This window comes from Paenibacillus sp. CECT 9249, from assembly GCF_918697855.1.
Classification (GTDB): domain Bacteria; phylum Bacillota; class Bacilli; order Paenibacillales; family Paenibacillaceae; genus MSJ-34.
This window is the reverse complement of sequence record NZ_CAKKLI010000007.1, coordinates 105,034-121,233: the sequence shown is the minus strand read 5'-3', so window position 1 is coordinate 121,233 and position 16,200 is coordinate 105,034. Positions and strand designations below refer to the sequence as shown.

The following is a 16,200-nucleotide window of genomic DNA, read 5'->3' as shown; positions in this document are numbered from 1 at the left end:
GTGACTTAACGAACCGGGAGGAGTAAATACAATGACAACGATGAAGGCATTAGTGTTTGAAGCGCCTAAGCAAGCAAAAGTGAAAGAGGTTCCTTACCCGAAGCCTAAAGCGGGGGAGATCACGATTAAGGTTGAAAACGTAGGCATTTGCGGTACGGATATTCATATTTTCGAAGGAGAATTCATTTCCCCGTATCCGATCATTCCGGGGCATGAATTTGCGGGCACGGTGTATGAAGTCGGAGAAGGGGTCTCCGGATTTCAGGTTGGGGAGAGGGTTAGCGCGGATCCTACGCTGTATTGCGGAGAATGCCCTTTTTGCTTGACCAAGCGGACGAATCAATGCGCCAATTGGGGGGCGCTCGGCAATACCGTCAACGGCAGCATGGCCGAATTTGTCGCCGTTCCCGCGCGTAATGCGGTGAAACTGCCTGACGACATGACCTTCGCCGAAGGCGCCTTTATCGAGCCGATGGCCTGTGTCGTTCACGCAATGAACCGGCTCTCGCTGCAAGTGGGGGATCGGGTCATCCTGTTCGGCGCGGGAGCGATGGGACAGCAACTGGTTCAAGCGCTTGTGCAGGCCGGGGCTTCCGAATTGGTCGTTGTCGACGTATCGGAGAAGAAGCTTGAGACGGCCGTTGCCCGCGGGGCGACGAAAGGAGTGCTAAGCCGGGATATCGAACAAGTTTTGCATGCCGGCGAGTATCCATACGGTTTCGATGTCGTTGTCGACGCTACCGGCATACCGGCGGTCATCGAACAAGCGTTCAACTATATGGGACCGGCGTCCAAATACTTGCAATTCGGCGTTACGGCAACGGATTCGTTCGTTCGATTATCGCCTTTCCAATTGTATAATAAAGATTGGACGTTGATCGGTTCGATGGCGATCAATCAAACGTTTCTGCCTGCGTTTCATTGGCTTAAGGAGAAACGCGTCGAAGTGGCTTCGTTAATATCGAGACAGATTTCGCTGGAGGAAGCGGCAGACTTTTTCGAACAGCCCAAAGATCCGCATTGGTTTAAAGTCCAACTTAAATTATAATAGTTCCTATAAAATGCCTCCTGAGCCGCAAGGCTCAGGGTTGTTGTTTTCATGCTCATATTCGAAGGGAGAGGTAAGGTGGGAGGATGCAACCGAACGCGCGGCAAAAACTTATTTTCCAATGGCTGCTTGCCTCGGCCAAGCCTTTAACGCTGAAGGAAATATCGGATCGCCTCCAGGTCAGTTCGCGTACGGTCCAAAGAGAAATCGGGGGAATTCGCAAATTGCTGAGACGGTTTCGTCTTGAGCTCGAATCCAAGCCGGGCGTAGGTTTATCCATTGCCGGAACGGAAGAGGATAAGCAGCAGGCAAGCGATGCTCTCCGTCCCGCCTATTCGGAGCGGCCTCTGACGGCGGAAGAGCGGCAGTATGAGTTGAAACAAACGCTATTGTCTTTGAATGAACCGGTGAAATTATTTTATTTAGGCAGAAAATTAAACGTTTCCGAGGCAACCGTCAGCTATGACTTGGATAAATTAGAGGGATGGTTTGCGAAGCGCAGGATTCGAATCGTGCGCAAACCCGGTTTCGGTGTTTTTTTGCAGGGAGACGAAAAAGATTTCCGGCAAGCGATATTGGAATTGTTGTATGAACAATGCTCGAAGGAACAACTGGTGGAAGCCTTCCATTCGTTTGCAATTCCCGCTCCGCCCAAGGCGCAATTGGAAACGTCGGTTCGAAGCCATTTGCTCAATTTTATTGAAGAACATTATATCGATGCCATTGAACGCAAAGTCCGCGAATTGGAGCAAGACCGCCGCTTTTATATGCCCGACAGCGCTTTTGTCGGCCTCGTCGTTCATATTGCGCTTGCCTTGCAGCGGCTTGTGGCGGGCGAGAAGATCGAAATGAGTGAAAGCGTTTTATCCGAGCTGAAGCGTTGCGAAGAGTACGAATGGTCGGAAACGCTGACCGGCCGTCTGTCCGAAGCGCTGGGCATCGCCGTGCCCGAAAGCGAAGTCGGTTATATTACGATGCACTTGCTCGGAGCCGGGTCCCGCAAAACGGTTCGTAACTCTAAAGTTCATCCCGTATCCGAATATGTGAACGATCTGATTTATATCGTAAGCGACGAATTGAACATACCGCTATCCAACGACGACGACTTGGCCGTTCATTTGGCGCAGCATTTGGAATCGGTTTTCTTTCGCATTTCGATGTCGATGCAGATCAGAAATCCGTTATTGGAGCAGGTGAAGAACAATTATCCCCATGTGTACGAGGCTTGCAAAAAAGCGGCGGCATACTTGGAAAAACGGATTGGTTTCCCCGTACCCGACGAAGAAACGGGATACTTGGCCATGCATTTCGGAGCCGCGGTGCTGCGCCGCAACATGGAGAAACCGAGAAATTATAAAGTTTTGGTCGTCTGCACAAGCGGATTCGGCGCTTCCAAGCTGTTGGCGGCACAAATTCGCAAAGAGCTTTCGCATATCGAAGTTGCGGATACGGTGCCTTTATCGCATTTATCTCATTGGAGCGGAAATTGGAACGAGATCGACCTGCTGGTCTCTACCGTAACGCTCGAATTTGAACGAAAGCCTGTCGTCATGGTAAGCCCGTTTCTGACCGCGGAGGATCGGGCTAAGCTTGGAACGAGACTGTCCGCGCTTCGTCAACCGCCGTTGCAGGAAGGGAAGGAGGTGCCGATCGATATAACGATTCAACAAGTAAATCGATATGGGGATGCTGTTTCCGAATTGATTCGCAATTTCCAATTCGTCGAATCGGAATGCCGGTCGAAAGGGGAAGTCGTCCGCGAGGCCGCGCGCTCGGCGCTTCTGACCGACGCTCATGCGAATGTTCCTCTTATCGAACGGGATTTGCTTCACCGGGAGCGGATGGGGACTTGGACGGCAGAAGCTTACGGACTTGCTTTGCTCCATTATCGAACGAAAGGAATTCATGCCATGCATGTCTCCGCAATCAGATTAAAACGACCGGTAGCATGGGGAGAGGACGGCAGGCAGGGGAACGTCCGTACCGTGCTGATCTTGCTCGCGCCGGATACGGCGGGACAAGAACAAATGGAGATGATCGGCGAGATCGGCGCATCCTTGATTGAAGAAGAGCATCTGGCCATTCTGGCCGGAGGATCGGGGGAGGAGATCCGGGCTTACATCGATCGTGTGCTCAGCGACGCGTACACCGTTAAGATGAAACAATTAATTGGGGGATAAACGAATGAAGATACTGGACCGCTGCGGCCGATTTCTTAGCGGGATCGTCTATCAAAATATTGCCGTCTTGATCGCAGTGGGATTCCTCCGGATTCTGTTCAGTCCCGCCGGCTGGATTCCGAATACGGAGCTGTACGATACCGTCAATCCGATGATGACTTATTTGGTGCCCATCTTGTTCGCATACACCGGAGGGAGAATGTTGGGCGATACGAGAGGCGGAGTGATCGCAGCCTTCGTAACGATCATGGCAGTGATCGGAAGCGATCGGGAGTATCCTCTTATTTTGCCTGCGCTGCTGATCGGACCGTTCGTCGGTTGGTTCATTAAGAAGGTGGATACGTGGATGGAGGACCGCATCCCCGTCGGATTCGAACTGCTGTTTCATAATGCGGTTTCGGGGGCGATCGGTGTCATCCTCGGCTTGTTCTCTTATCTTTGCCTGGTCCCGATGATGACGATTTTCATCCATGCCGCGCTTCACGGCACGCAGATCTTGATTCGGTCCGGCATGCTGCCTATATTGGCGTTCGCGATCGAACCGGCCAAAGTGTTGTTTTTCAACAATGTGATGAATCACGGCATTTTGGAACCGCTCGGCATGAATCAATTAAAAAGCGCGCATACCTCGATTTTTTTTATTTTGGAAGCCAATCCCGGGCCCGGATTCGGGATGTTATTAGCGACTTATTTATGGAGCCGGGATAAGAAGCGCGGGGAGTTAAAAACGGCCATCACGATTCAATTGCTTGGGGGCATCCATGAGGTTTATTTTCCTTATGTCTTAATGAAGCCTATGTTAATCTTCCCTTTGATTATGGGGGGATTAACGGGCAATCTCATCTTTTATTTGCTTGATACCGGCCTCGTGGCGACGCCTTCTCCGGGAAGCTTGCTGGTTATTATGGCCATGACCCCCAAGAGCAGTTATGCGGGTGTGCTGTGCGGGATTGCCGCGGCTGCGGCCGTTTCCTTCTCCGTTTCGTACATTATGTTGCGAGTATTGGGAAAGAGCGGCAAGAAGGACGAGCCGGGACGGGAGCGGCTGCGGCTAGACGAAGCAGACGGAGAAACGGATGAACGAAGCGGCAATGAGGCAGATAGGGAACGGACGATTGCCAAGGTCGTGTTCGCTTGCGACGGAGGAATGGCGTCAAGCGCGATGGGAGCTGCAAAATTAAAGAAAGCGTTGAAAAGGAAGAAGATCGAACACATTCAAGTGATCTATACGGGCATCGACCGGATTCCCAAGGATGCCGATCTGGTTGTTGTCCATCAACAATTAAAAAAGCGAATGAAACAATCCCTCGCGGAAGCCAATTATTTATTCGTGCCCTCTCTAATCGATTCGGAACTATATCAACACATCTTGAAGCTGATCGAATCGAGCCGACCCGTTCCTCGGGCGAAAGAAGCGGAAACGGGGCCGAAGCTTCAGCAAGCGGACCGGTTTCCCTTACGGAAAGAACAGTTTCTGCTTGACATGCGCGTCAAAGATAAATGGGAAGCGATTGAAATGGCCGGGAGGCGAATGATCGATTTAGGAATGGCGAGGGACAAGGAATATATTCAAGAGATGAAGAGCAGAGAGTTGGTGCACTCGACGTGGATCGGAAGCGGCATCGCAGTGCCGCATGGATTGGACCCGGACAGCAAGTCCATTGCGCAGCCGGGATGGGTCATGATACGCTTTGCAGAAGAGACGATGTTTGGCGAAGACGAACGCGTCCGCTTGATGTTCGCCATTTGCGGGAAAGGGAACGAACAGTTGGATCTTATCTCCAAATTGGCGTTTCTCGTAGAGCGGCCGGATATTCGAAAAGCGCTGCTGACGATGCGTACGCAAGAACAATTCGTCTTATTATTCAACGCTTTGCGAAGCGAATAAGTAGGAGAGAAACATACCAATGCTGGAGACCATATACAGAATTCATTTCGAACAAGGTTTGCATTTAAGACCTTCCAATTTAATCGCAATGGAAGCGAGCAAGTTCCAATCGGATATTCGGGTGGAATACGACGGGAAATTCGCCGACGGCAAAAGCGTGCTATCATTATTGAAATTAGGAGCGCCGTACGGAGTAGGAATTACGATTTCCGTTAACGGTACCGATGAGAGAGAGGCGTTGCTGGCTATATTGCAATTACTGAGCCATATCTAGAATCCAACGACTCTTTCGCGTTACGAAATTTGATACCGCTTCTCCACCCGCTTGCCGACATACCATAGCAGAACCAGGCCTGCGGCGACGAAGACGATTCGCCAAGGATTGGAGACGAATCCTTGCCAATCATGCCCGATAAAGGACATCATGAACACCATGACGGCCTTGCCCAGCACGACGGCGGAGAAGAAGATCCGCTTCGGGACGGTGCTGACGCCGGAAGCGATGCTGACGAAGAACGAGGGCGTAAACGGAAGACAATACAATACAAATAAAGGCGTAAACCCTCTTCGTTCGATCCACGAGAAAAAACGTTGAGCCTTCGGATATTTATTCGACAAATACCGGCTAAAACGGCCGCCAAACCGGCGCGCCAACAAAAAGACGAGACTTGATCCGAGCGCCGATCCGATCCAGGAATAGAAAAATCCGAGCCAAAGGCCGTACGCCGACGCATTGCCCGCAACGATAATGAATAACGGCAAAAACGGCAGAAACGCCTCCACCGCCGGAAGCGCGATGCCGGGAATCGGACCGAGCGCAGAATATTTCTCCAAAAGCAGTTCGATTTGTTCCATATTCAGATGTGTAAGAAAACGGTACGCTTGTTCAAACCAGTTTGCCATAAATGCTCCAAATGCTCCTTGTCGTCATAATACATCCACTACTATATTATAGCGGATCGATGTCCAATTCACATCATCCGGCGCCGGGGATCCGCTTCGGACTATCGTCGGGTTGAAAACTGGACTATCGTCGGGAACGGCGCGAAACAAGATCGTTCATGTTTGCTTGAATTGTTCATGTCCAGAAATGCCGTTTCATTGTACAATGGATGCGAAAGAGGGGATTTTGACGTGAAACCGTTCGCTTTTGCATCTTATGCGCTATACTTTCTTGCAGGCCTTGTCATGACGACGGTCGGGTCTGTCATGCCGCAATTGTTGAAACATTATGAACTGTCGTATACGGACGGAGGGCAGCTCGTTTTTTTAAGCTCGGTCGGTTTTTTGCTTGGCGTGCCCTTTTCCGCCTTGATCATGAGCCGCTTGAGCGTCCAAAATGCGCTGGCGCTGGCCTGTTTGACCGTTACGGTGTCGCAGCTTGGCATTGCGGCGCTCCCGCCTTTCGGTGTGGTGTTGTTGTTGAACTTTATCAACAGCTTCGGCGCCGCGACGGTTGAGGTGACGGTCGCCGCCCTCATGATGGAAGTGTTCGTCGGGCGCCGCGCGGTCGTCATGAGCTATTTGGAAGTTTCCTTCGGGCTGGGCGCATTGCTTATGCCGATCATTGCAAGCATTCTAATAGGAAACGGCGTATGGTCTTATTCTTTTTTCATTACCGGGACGCTGGCGCTCCTGCTGGCCGTCGTCTGGAAGAAAATCGTGTATTCCCAGGAAGGGGCGGACGTTACGGAGGCGGCGGACGCGGCGGAGGCGGCTCCGCCGCAGCATTTGTCGCGCGTTGGCAAAGGGCTGCTGCTATCCTTGTTTCTGCTCATGATCTTTATGTATAGCGGCATCGAAGGCAGCTTAAACAATTTTCTGTCTTCCATTTTCATTGATTATGTCGGAACGGCGCAGAATTACGCGGCGCTTAGCATCGGCGTATTCTGGGCCGCCATGGTACTTGGCCGGCTTGCTACCGGCTGGATTATCCGCAAGGTCAATTACAGCCGGTTTTTGCTCGCCAGCATGCTGGGCAGTTTGGTGATTTGGACCGTGTTTATCGTTTCGCATAGCGCGATTGCGAGTTTCCTGCTCATTCCGGCTCTCGGCTTGACGTTATCCGGCATTTATTCCATTACGATGGTATACGCCAATCATACGTTTCCGGGAAAGGCGAGAGTCGTCACCAGTTTGGTCACGGGATTTGCGGGCATTGGCGGAGCGGTCTTTCCCGCGCTTGTCGGCTATACGATGGACCGCGCCGCGCCGGCGGCGGCCCTTTGGCTCGTTGCAGCGTATATTGCGGCTTATCTTCTTCTCTTGTCCACGGTCATCATGTCCTATCGAAAAAGGGCGGCGGTTGCGCTGGAGCAGGGAATAGATTCGAAAATATGGAAATAAAATGGCATATTTCTGTTTTATTTCCAATATGATTGCATTGAGATGCCTGTCCTCCGTCTATATAATGACAAGGGAAAGGAGGACAAGCATGAAAAAATTGTATTGCCTTTCCTAGCGGCCATCATTTGTTTGTCGACCATCGTGCCGGCGGCAGCGGCGGCTCCCACCATTCAGCACGGAAGCTATAGCGGCGATGTGTGGGACTTGCAATTTCGACTGCAAATACTGGACTACTACCGTCAACCGTTGGACGGGGTGTTCGGTTCCAATACAACGCAAGCCGTCAAGCGGTTCCAGCAAGATTACGGTTTGCGGGTGGACGGCATTGTCGGTTCGCAAACATGGCAAGCCTTGAAACGAGTGTCGGTCAACGCCGACGAATTGACGATGCTGGCGCGAACCGTGTACAGCGAGGCGCGCGGCGAGCCTTACACCGGACAAGTGGCGGTGGCGGCCGTCGTGATGAATCGCCTGAAATCGCCGGATTTCCCGAATACGGTAGCTGGGGTTATTTTCCAACCGCTCGCATTTACGGCGGTCGACGACGGCCAATATTGGCTGGAGCCGGACAGCACGGCCTATGCCGCGGCATGGGAGGCTGTGCGCGGATGGGATCCGACAGGCGGGGCGCTTTATTACTTCAATCCTGTCACAGCGACATCCAAATGGATTTGGTCGCGGTAGCAAACCGGCAAAATCGGCAGTCATATTTTTGCTATCTAATTCGGATATGGAACAGTCGGGACCTCTTCGGAGGTCCCTTTTATCGTCTTTAACATAACTTGACAGTAATATAACTAATGGGTAATATAAATGTATGAAAAACGATAAATTGTTTGAAATATTGGCCGAACCGAATCGGCGGACGATTCTCGATTTCTTGCGGGAGAAGGAGCGTTCGGTCGGCGAACTGGTCGCCGTATCGTCCTTGAGCCAGCCGGGCGTATCGAAGCATTTGCGGATTTTGCGGGAAGCGGGTCTCGTAACCGTGCGCAAGGACGCGCAGAAGCATGTGTACAGCCTTTGCGCGAAGCCGCTCAAGGAACTCGATCATTGGCTGGAGCCATACCGGCTGTTTTGGTCCGACAAACTGGATGCTCTGGAAATGCATCTCAACGAGGAGGATAACCATGTTAGCAGTGATCAAAAAAAGTAAAGACGGAACGGTCGTCCGTTTCGAACGTCATTTGAAGCATTCGGTCGAAAAGGTATGGGCTTCGTTGACGGAGAACGAGAAATTGGCGAAATGGTTTCCCGAGCTGCGGATCGACGATTTGCGCGAAGGAGGAGTCGTCAAGTTCGACATGCAGGACGGGACGTTCGAGGAGCTTGCGATTCTCGAAGTCAAAAAGCATGCGGTACTCGAGTATATGTGGGGCGAGGACAAAGTCCGTTTCGAATTGTATTCGGAACCGGAAGGCTGCCGTTTGGTACTGGAAGAGACGATTTACAAAGTTACGGATCATTCCCCGAGAGATATTGCCGGCTGGCATGTATGCTTGGATGTGATCGAAGCGTTGTTGGATGGGAAGACACTAGACTCTCGCAAAGAACAATGGAAAAAGTGGTACGAGAAGTATGTGCGCGAATTCGCGGAAAAACAAAGTTAAATTGCGAGGAGCGGGCCTGAAGCGACGGCAAATCGTTTCAGGCCGCTTTCTCGTTTCAGGAGAGCGCACGCATTGGATGAGCCGGGAATTACTTTCGTCCTAAATTTGCATATTATGGATGCCCTTCCGGTCAACATCGTGTATAATTATGGCGATATATGGGCAGGAGGATCATGCATGGAATTGTTTACGAAGCCGATGAGTGTCGGCGCCATTTTAGACCGGAGTTTTCAGTTGTACCGCAATCATTTTACGGTCATTTTTTTGCTTATGCTTTTGTTTTTCGGACCGATCTATTTGCTGCAAAATGTGTTGATGTACGATATGGGCGGAGCGTCGTTCCTGCCGCAACACGGGGATACGGCGGCGGACTCTTTCGATTATTTCCTGAGCGGGAGCGGCGTTGACGACGACTCCGCTATCGGGTCCGTCGTATTTATTTTGCTGCTGATGCCGCTTTATATGGTCGCCGTCTTTCCGGCTGCGATCGCTTCGCAGCTGCATTTGGTCCGCGCGGCCGCGTACGGTTCGGGCGTACGTTTCGGCGAACTGCTCCGCAAATCGTTCTCTCCGTATTGGCGGATGGTCGGCAACACGTTTTTGTACGGATTGATGATGTTCGGCATTTACATCCTGTTTACGTTCGCCGTTCTCATCGCCGTTGGCTTCGTGGGAATGATGATCGCCTTGCTCGGAGTCGGATTGCTTCAGTTAGGTTCTTCCTACGGAGGCAGTATCGCATCCGTCGCCTTGGTGGTCGTCCTTTACTTGTCAATGGTGCTCGGACTCGTCGTCGGATACGGTTTTTTCGTCGTCCGTTTCGGTTTTTATTTGCCTGTGGCGGCGCTGGATAACGGCAGACAAACGCTGCGCCGCAGCTGGAGATTAACGAAAGGGAATTTTTGGCGCATTTTTTGCGTTTATTTTGTCGTGGCCGCGATCGGTACGGTATTGATGATAGGGATTTATGCGCTGCTCATTGCCGTATTCAAAATGTCGCTGCTCGGACAGTTGATTTACATCTTGTGCAGTCTTTTGATCGTACCGATTTATTTGATTCCGTACGGGGTGATCTATCTCGATTTGCGGGTGCGCAACGAGGGGGCGGACATCGAGCGGATGCTGGACGCGGAGGAAGGCGCATATCGTCCTTTCGACCGTTTCGCATTTGCCGGCAACCCGCCGGCATTCGGGGGAAGCGGATTAACGAATCCGTCTGCAACATTCGTCGAACCGGGGCAAAAAAATGAGTAACGCGGGTTGGCAGGAAGATAAAGAAAAGCTGGAGCAAATATTGGGGCGCGACGAATTTACGGCATATGAGCGCGGCGAGAATCGAAACGTTGTGCTTGAATGGCTGGAGAAGATGTGGAACAAACTGTTCGAATTGTTCCCGGATATACCCGTACCGCCGGGTACGCCGAAGGTGCTTGCTTATACGTTGGTTGCCGTTCTGCTTCTTCTCGTTGCCGGCGCCATCGTGTGGCTTGTCAGGAACATCGTCGTCATGCGCCGCGCCGGACGGCGCCATTCGCTCTTGGGCTCCGAAGAACTGGGGAACTCTTCCGCCATGCTGATGCGGAAAGCGCGGGATTGCGCGGCGGACGGCGATTACCGGGAAGCGGTTCGCCATGCGTTTCTGGCACAATTGCTGCTTATGCATGAGCGGGATTGGATTCGTGCGGAGAAATGGAAGACGAATCTGGAATACGTTGACGAACTAAGCGAGCGCAAACCGGCGGCCGTGGCCGCGTTTACCCGAGCCGCGCGCTTGTTCGAAGGGGTCTATTACGGCGGCGACGAGGCGGGAGAACGGGAATATGTACATATGACGGAGCTTCTCGCTCCATACTGGACGGAGGAGGCTGCCGATGACTAGAGAAAATAAGCAACGTATCGCGTTAGCGGTAAGCGTCGTCGCTTTCGTCTTGATCGGACTCGTTCTCATGAAGCCCGACATGCCCGATCTGCCGCCTTATTTGTCTACTTCGGCCGACCGTGACGGGGTGAAGGGATTGTACACCCTTCTGAAAGAGCGGGACGCCCCCGTGAAAGAGTGGAAGCGGGCGTGGAATGGATTGCCCGCTACGAAACGTCATACGCTTGTTTCGATTCAACCTTACGGCATCGGATCGGAAGAAATCGAGGAAATCGAGCGTTGGGTCGGCAGGGGCAACCATTTGCTCTTGTTTGACAGCGCACCCGAGCAATGGGAGAGGTTCCCGTTAACGGAGCTCGATCGTTCCTTGCATTCCGTCGTTCCCATCATGGACGCGAATCGGCCTTCCGGCCATCGGTTGTCGGGCGAAGTCGCTTCCGTATACCGGCTTGAAGAAGCGGACGGCATAGAGCCGCTGCTGCTGGACGAGCGCGGAATGATTGCCGGGCGGATCCCGATCGGCGAGGGAAGCGTCACGCTGTTTCTCGTCCCGGAGTGGACGAGAAACGACAGCATTTTGAAATATTCGCATTTTGAACTTATCTGGCCATATTTGCTCGCGGACAGCGATGCGATTTGGTTTGACGAATACTATCACGGGATCCGTGAACAACCGGGCCTGCTGGCCGTTTATCCGAACTGGCTGCTCGCGGTGCTGCTGCAGCTCGTCATCGGCGTGCTGCTATGGCTCTGGCTGAAAGCCGTCCGCTTCGGTCCGGCCTATACGCCGCGCGCTTGGACGGTGCGGCGCGGGGACGAAACGCTGCTTGCCGCCGCCGGGTGGTATGAGCGAAGGAAGCTGGCGCGCGAAGCGCTGCGGCATCAAGCGAATTATGTGCGCAGTTTGCTCGCCAGGCGCTTTGGCGTTCGCGCCGATGCGAACGACAGCCAGGTGATGGCGGCGGCCAGGCTTCATATGAGCAAGGAGGACGCGGACCGGCTCGAGCAGGTGCTGCAAAGCTGGCAGGATGCGGAGAAGGCGCCTTCCTACACGGTGAAACAGTTTGTGAAGGACAGCCGTAGAGCGGATTATATGATACAGAAACTGGAGAGGGAGTGAACCGATTGCAGCAATTATTGGAGCAGATGGAGCGGATCGTCATCGGGCAGCGCAAAAATATTCGGCTGCTCGTAACCGCATTTTTGGCCGGGGGACATGTATTGCTCGAAGGCGTTCCGGGGCTAGGAAAAACGAAAATGGTGCGCACGCTCGCCGAATTGAGCGACGGCTTGTTCAGCCGGGTGCAATTTACGCCGGATATGATGCCGAGCGATATTACAGGCAGCGTTATTTTCAATATGAAAGAGAATGAATTTCAGACCGTTCGGGGACCGGTATTTACGAATTTGCTGCTTGCCGACGAAATTAACCGCACCCCGCCGAAGACGCAGTCGGCTTTATTGGAAGCGATGGAGGAACGGCAAGTGACGATTCAAGGAACGACGTATCGGCTGCCCGACCCGTTCTTCGTCGTCGCTACGCAAAACCCGGTGGAGTACGAAGGGACGTATCCGCTGCCGGAGGCGCAGCTTGACCGGTTTTTGTTCAAATTAACGGTATCCTATCCGTCATTGGAAGCGGAAACCGATATATTGAAGAATCATGTTCCGTTCTATGCCGAAGAGCGGCGGCCGGCGGAACCGGCGTTGACGCTCGAACGATTGAAGGAGCTGCGCGCGGGCTTGGGGCAAGTGGTCGTGCAGGACTCGCTCGTGGAGTATATCGCCGCGCTGATCCGCAAAACCCGCGAGGACAAACGGCTGTCGCTCGGAGCAAGCCCGCGGGCGGGGATTGCCTTAATGACGGCCGGCCGCGCGTGGGCGCTCCTCGACGGACGGAACTTCGTTACGCCGGACGACATTAAGACGGTGGCCGTGCCGGCGCTGCGCCATCGCCTCATGTTGACGCCGCAAGCCGAACTGGAGGGGGAAACGAGTGACCACTTCATCCAAGAAACGTTGGCAACGGTTCCGGTTCCTCGCTGACGCGTTCGAACGCCGTCTGATCGTTCCGACGATCCGGATGGCATGGCTCGCGAGTGCCGGGGCGGTGTTGGTGGCCGCCGGATACGCTGCGGGTTACGGAACGGCCGCATTGCTGCTCGTCAATGGTGCGCTGCTCGGAGCAAGCGTGCTCGACGTATCGCTGCTTCCGCGGCGCAGAAGCGTTAGCGTCAGCCGCTCCTTGCCGGAGCAGGCGGATATCGGCATGCCTTTCGAAGTGACGGTGCATGCGGAAGCGTCGCGTCCGGTCGACTTAATCTTGGAGCTCGCCGACGATTTGCCGCAGCAATTTATCGCTCCGGCCGAGCCGCTGAAAGTAGCCTGGCGGGGGAAAACGGCGGCGATCCGCTATATGACGGCCGGCTGCGAGCGGGGGGAGTACCGGCTGCGCTTTCTGCGTCTTCGCTTTCGCGGCACCATGGGGCTGTGGATGAAGCAGATGCGGGTTCCGCTGGAGCAGGACGTGAAAATCTATCCGGATTTATCCGGCGTTCGGGGCATTCTCGCTTCCATGCAAAATCACTTGGTGCTGGAAGGGAAGCGAATATACCGCAAGGAACGCGCAGGTTCGGAATTCCACTCGATTCGGGAATACGTGCCGGACGACGATCCGAGGTTTGTCAATTGGAGGGCTTCGGCCAGAACCGGGACGTTGATGGCCAATGTGTTCCGGCCGGAGCGGGGCAAGGTGATTACGATATTGATCGATTGCGGCCGGATGATGGGCATTGAGCTTGACGGCCGCACCAAGCTCGACGTATCGCTCGAGGCGGCTCTGTCGCTCGCGGCTGTCGCCCTGAAGCAAGGGGATAAGGTTGGATTGCTTGCCTTCTCGAGCCGGGTGAAAGCATATGTCCCGCCGGGCGCAGGCTTGCTCCATTTGCAGGCGATGACGGAAGCCGTTTACGACTTGAAGAGCGATTTTGTGGAATCGAGCTACGGCACCGCTTTGCAATATTTGATGCTTGTGCAGAAAAAGCGGAGTTTGACCGTGCTCTTCTCCGATATGGACAACTACATGTTCGAGGAAGGGTTGAAACCGCTCTTAATGCGGTTGAAGCGGCAGCATCATCTGCTCCTGCTCGGACTGCGCGACGAAGCGCTGCACCGCTGGACGCTTGCCGAAACGAAGAGCGCAAGCGACGCTTTCGTCAAGAGCCTGTCGCATAAATTCGCGCTCGATCGGCAAGCGTATACGGCCGAGATGGCGGCCGGCGGCATTGAAGTGATCGACGTTCCCGTAGGAGAACTTGCCTGGACCGCCGTCAACCGTTATTTGGACGTCAAAGAGAAAGACGTGCTATAGCCCGGCGGCCGGGGATTCCGGCTGCGGCGCCCGCTTCTCGGTCAGTTTGCCGTAGAAGACATAGAGCGCCAAGGCCGCAAGCGTTACGGCGGCGACGCCGTACTTCGCTTCCAGCGAGAGCGCGGAAGGCGTAATATAACCTTCGATGATGCCGGCAATGACGAACAGCGGGATCGTTCCGACCAACAGCAGCGCGGATTCTTTAACGGAACGCAGGAACATATACTTGCGCGTGTAAGGCCCGGGATTAATCATCCGGTAGCCCATATAGAGGCCTGCGCCGCCGGCGATGAAGATCGCCGTCAATTCGATGATGCCGTGCGGCAATATATACGCCCAGAATACGTAGCTTTGGCCGGATTGCCAGAACACCGCGGCTAACGCGCCGAGCAGAAGGCCGTTATATACGAGCACATATACGGTCAGCATGCCGAAGGTAATGCCGCTGACGAACGCAAGAATCGCAACCCGAATATTATTCGTCATAATCGACGAGGAGACGATCGCGCTTTGCAAATCTTCGTGGCCTTCCCCTACGCGATGCGGGTCGATCCCGTCGGCGATCTCGGCCGGAATCACGGCATGCAAATGGGACGGCTCCTGCCATACGACGATAAAGCCGGCGAGCGCTCCGACGCCGAACAGGAGCAATGCCAGCAAGACGAACCATCTTCGTTCCAGAATATAGCCGGTAAACCGCCGTTTGAAAAAATCGCCCAACCGGCGGGACGTTTTCCATTGTTCGGCATGCAGCGCGTGATGGGCGCGGGAAACAAGCTGGTTCAAATAGAGTCCGATTTCATCGTTCGGATAATACGTCTGCGCATAAGCCAAATGAGCGGAGGCTGTCTTGTACAGCTGGGTGAGGCGGTCGATTTGGGCCGCCTGCACCGAACGCTTCTGCCGTTCGAACCGGCCGAGCACCCCGTCGAGTTCGGACCAAACCCGCTTATGTTCGCGAATAAATCGTTGAATATCCATGGATCGCTTGGTCTCCTTCCATTATTAAATAAATAGTACCATAAATTCGGGAAGAAGGTGAGAAATGAATGAACGAAAGCTATAACCGCGAAGCGACCGTCGTTACGCCCGAGCATGTCAGGCTCCATTTGCAGACGGCCGGACTCGGCAGCAGGGCGGCCGCGCTGATCGCCGACATGCTCCTGCTGCTTGCGGCATTCGGCATCGTCAGCCTGCTGACGGGTTTGATTCTCATTCCGCTTGATCTCGCGGTCGCGGACCTATTCGGGGAATATGCCATCGCGTTCCTGATCGTCTTCGCCGCGCTATTGACCGGCGCTTATTACGCGCTGGCGGAATATTACATGGCGGGGCAAACGTTCGGCAAAAGATGGCTCGGCTTGCGCGTCGTCCAAGAGAACGGGCAGCCGGTGACATTTCTGTCGGCTTTAATCCGCAATTTTTTTCGTTTGATCGATTTTATGCCGTCGTTCTACATTGCCGGCGCGTTATGGATGTTCTTTCATCCGCTGGACAAAAGGCTCGGCGACCTTGCCGCAGGGACGATCGTCGTCCGCGATTTGGAACACGAGCGGAGAAGGATCCGCCATCGAACGCAGAAATGGCTTGACAAATGGAGAATGCAGCATCGCTTCTCCTTAACGATTCCTGACGCCGCCCGCGGCAAGGTGGAGCGGGAAGACTGGCTGCTCCTCGCCGCCTATGCGGAGCGGTTGCCTTCGCTTGACAATCGGAAAAGGGACGAACTCGCCTGGAGAATTACGCAGCGGTTGCTGCGCAAGCTCGAGCTGGACCTGAATCCGTACACGTTGTATCCGGCCGCCTTCCTCGTCGAGCTGTACATCCTGCTATCCGAAGAATGGTCGCTATGAAACAAGCATGCGGCCAAGACGAAAAA

The 16,200-nt window shown here is 53.8% G+C and carries 16 protein-coding genes; 14 read left to right on the top strand and 2 right to left on the bottom strand.

What is annotated here, in order from left to right:
• The first annotated feature begins 31 nt into the window (after positions 1-31).
• The 4 genes from LQ229_RS08720 to LQ229_RS08705 all read left to right on the top strand — a co-directional run bounded on the left by LQ229_RS08720 (position 32) and on the right by LQ229_RS08705 (position 5,390).
• Entirely contained in the window at positions 32-1,048 is a 1,017-nt protein-coding gene (locus LQ229_RS08720; RefSeq protein WP_230191469.1) for a zinc-dependent alcohol dehydrogenase family protein, read from the top strand.
• 86 nt (positions 1,049-1,134) lie between these two features.
• Entirely contained in the window at positions 1,135-3,228 is a 2,094-nt protein-coding gene (locus tag LQ229_RS08715) for a BglG family transcription antiterminator (RefSeq protein ID WP_230191468.1), read from the top strand.
• 4 nt (positions 3,229-3,232) lie between these two features.
• Positions 3,233-5,116 (top strand): PTS sugar transporter subunit IIA, encoded by a 1,884-nt coding sequence (locus LQ229_RS08710; RefSeq protein ID WP_230191467.1) that lies wholly within the window; start codon positions 3,233-3,235, stop codon positions 5,114-5,116.
• A gap of 19 nt (positions 5,117-5,135) precedes the next feature.
• A complete protein-coding gene (locus tag LQ229_RS08705; RefSeq protein ID WP_230191466.1) occupies positions 5,136-5,390 on the top strand; it encodes an HPr family phosphocarrier protein in 255 nt (84 codons plus the stop codon).
• Positions 5,391-5,410: 20 nt separating this feature from the next.
• Here the strand turns inward: LQ229_RS08705 and LQ229_RS08700 are convergent, their stop codons facing one another.
• Positions 5,411-6,019, bottom strand: a complete 609-nt coding sequence (locus LQ229_RS08700) for a TVP38/TMEM64 family protein (protein WP_230191465.1) — start codon at positions 6,017-6,019, stop codon at positions 5,411-5,413.
• Positions 6,020-6,250: 231 nt separating this feature from the next.
• Between LQ229_RS08700 and LQ229_RS08695 the strand changes: the two genes are divergently transcribed.
• From LQ229_RS08695 to LQ229_RS08655, 9 genes are all read left to right on the top strand, one after another.
• Entirely contained in the window at positions 6,251-7,462 is a 1,212-nt protein-coding gene (locus LQ229_RS08695; RefSeq protein WP_230191464.1) for an MFS transporter, read from the top strand.
• A 42-nt stretch (positions 7,463-7,504) separates the two neighbouring features.
• Positions 7,505-8,146, top strand: coding sequence for a cell wall hydrolase (locus tag LQ229_RS08690; protein ID WP_230191463.1), 642 nt, complete (start codon positions 7,505-7,507; stop codon positions 8,144-8,146).
• A 133-nt stretch (positions 8,147-8,279) separates the two neighbouring features.
• Complete coding sequence (locus LQ229_RS08685; protein WP_230191462.1) at positions 8,280-8,618, top strand: metalloregulator ArsR/SmtB family transcription factor; 339 nt, start codon at positions 8,280-8,282, stop codon at positions 8,616-8,618.
• A complete protein-coding gene (locus tag LQ229_RS08680) occupies positions 8,593-9,072 on the top strand; it encodes an SRPBCC family protein (RefSeq protein WP_230191461.1) in 480 nt (159 codons plus the stop codon). The genes LQ229_RS08685 and LQ229_RS08680 overlap by 26 nt, the downstream gene beginning before the upstream one ends.
• A 177-nt stretch (positions 9,073-9,249) precedes the next feature.
• Positions 9,250-10,326, top strand: coding sequence for a hypothetical protein (locus LQ229_RS08675; RefSeq protein WP_230191460.1), 1,077 nt, complete (start codon positions 9,250-9,252; stop codon positions 10,324-10,326).
• Positions 10,319-10,951 (top strand): DUF4129 domain-containing protein, encoded by a 633-nt coding sequence (locus tag LQ229_RS08670; RefSeq protein ID WP_230191459.1) that lies wholly within the window; start codon positions 10,319-10,321, stop codon positions 10,949-10,951. Before LQ229_RS08675 ends, LQ229_RS08670 begins: the two co-directional genes overlap by 8 nt.
• Positions 10,944-12,071: a DUF4350 domain-containing protein gene (locus LQ229_RS08665; protein ID WP_230191458.1), complete on the top strand. Its 1,128-nt coding sequence runs from the start codon at positions 10,944-10,946 to the stop codon at positions 12,069-12,071. The genes LQ229_RS08670 and LQ229_RS08665 overlap by 8 nt, the downstream gene beginning before the upstream one ends.
• A gap of 5 nt (positions 12,072-12,076) precedes the next feature.
• Positions 12,077-12,997, top strand: a complete 921-nt coding sequence (locus LQ229_RS08660; RefSeq protein WP_230191457.1) for a MoxR family ATPase — start codon at positions 12,077-12,079, stop codon at positions 12,995-12,997.
• A complete protein-coding gene (locus tag LQ229_RS08655; protein WP_230191456.1) occupies positions 12,948-14,321 on the top strand; it encodes a DUF58 domain-containing protein in 1,374 nt (457 codons plus the stop codon). The genes LQ229_RS08660 and LQ229_RS08655 overlap by 50 nt, the downstream gene beginning before the upstream one ends.
• On the opposite strand, the gene LQ229_RS08650 is transcribed toward LQ229_RS08655, so the two are convergent.
• Complete coding sequence (locus LQ229_RS08650) at positions 14,316-15,302, bottom strand: stage II sporulation protein M (RefSeq protein ID WP_230191455.1); 987 nt, start codon at positions 15,300-15,302, stop codon at positions 14,316-14,318. The genes LQ229_RS08655 and LQ229_RS08650 overlap by 6 nt on opposite strands.
• Before the next feature lie 68 nt (positions 15,303-15,370).
• On the opposite strand from LQ229_RS08650, the gene LQ229_RS08645 reads away from it, so the two are divergent.
• Complete coding sequence (locus tag LQ229_RS08645; RefSeq protein WP_230191454.1) at positions 15,371-16,174, top strand: RDD family protein; 804 nt, start codon at positions 15,371-15,373, stop codon at positions 16,172-16,174.
• Positions 16,175-16,200: the final 26 nt, after the last annotated feature.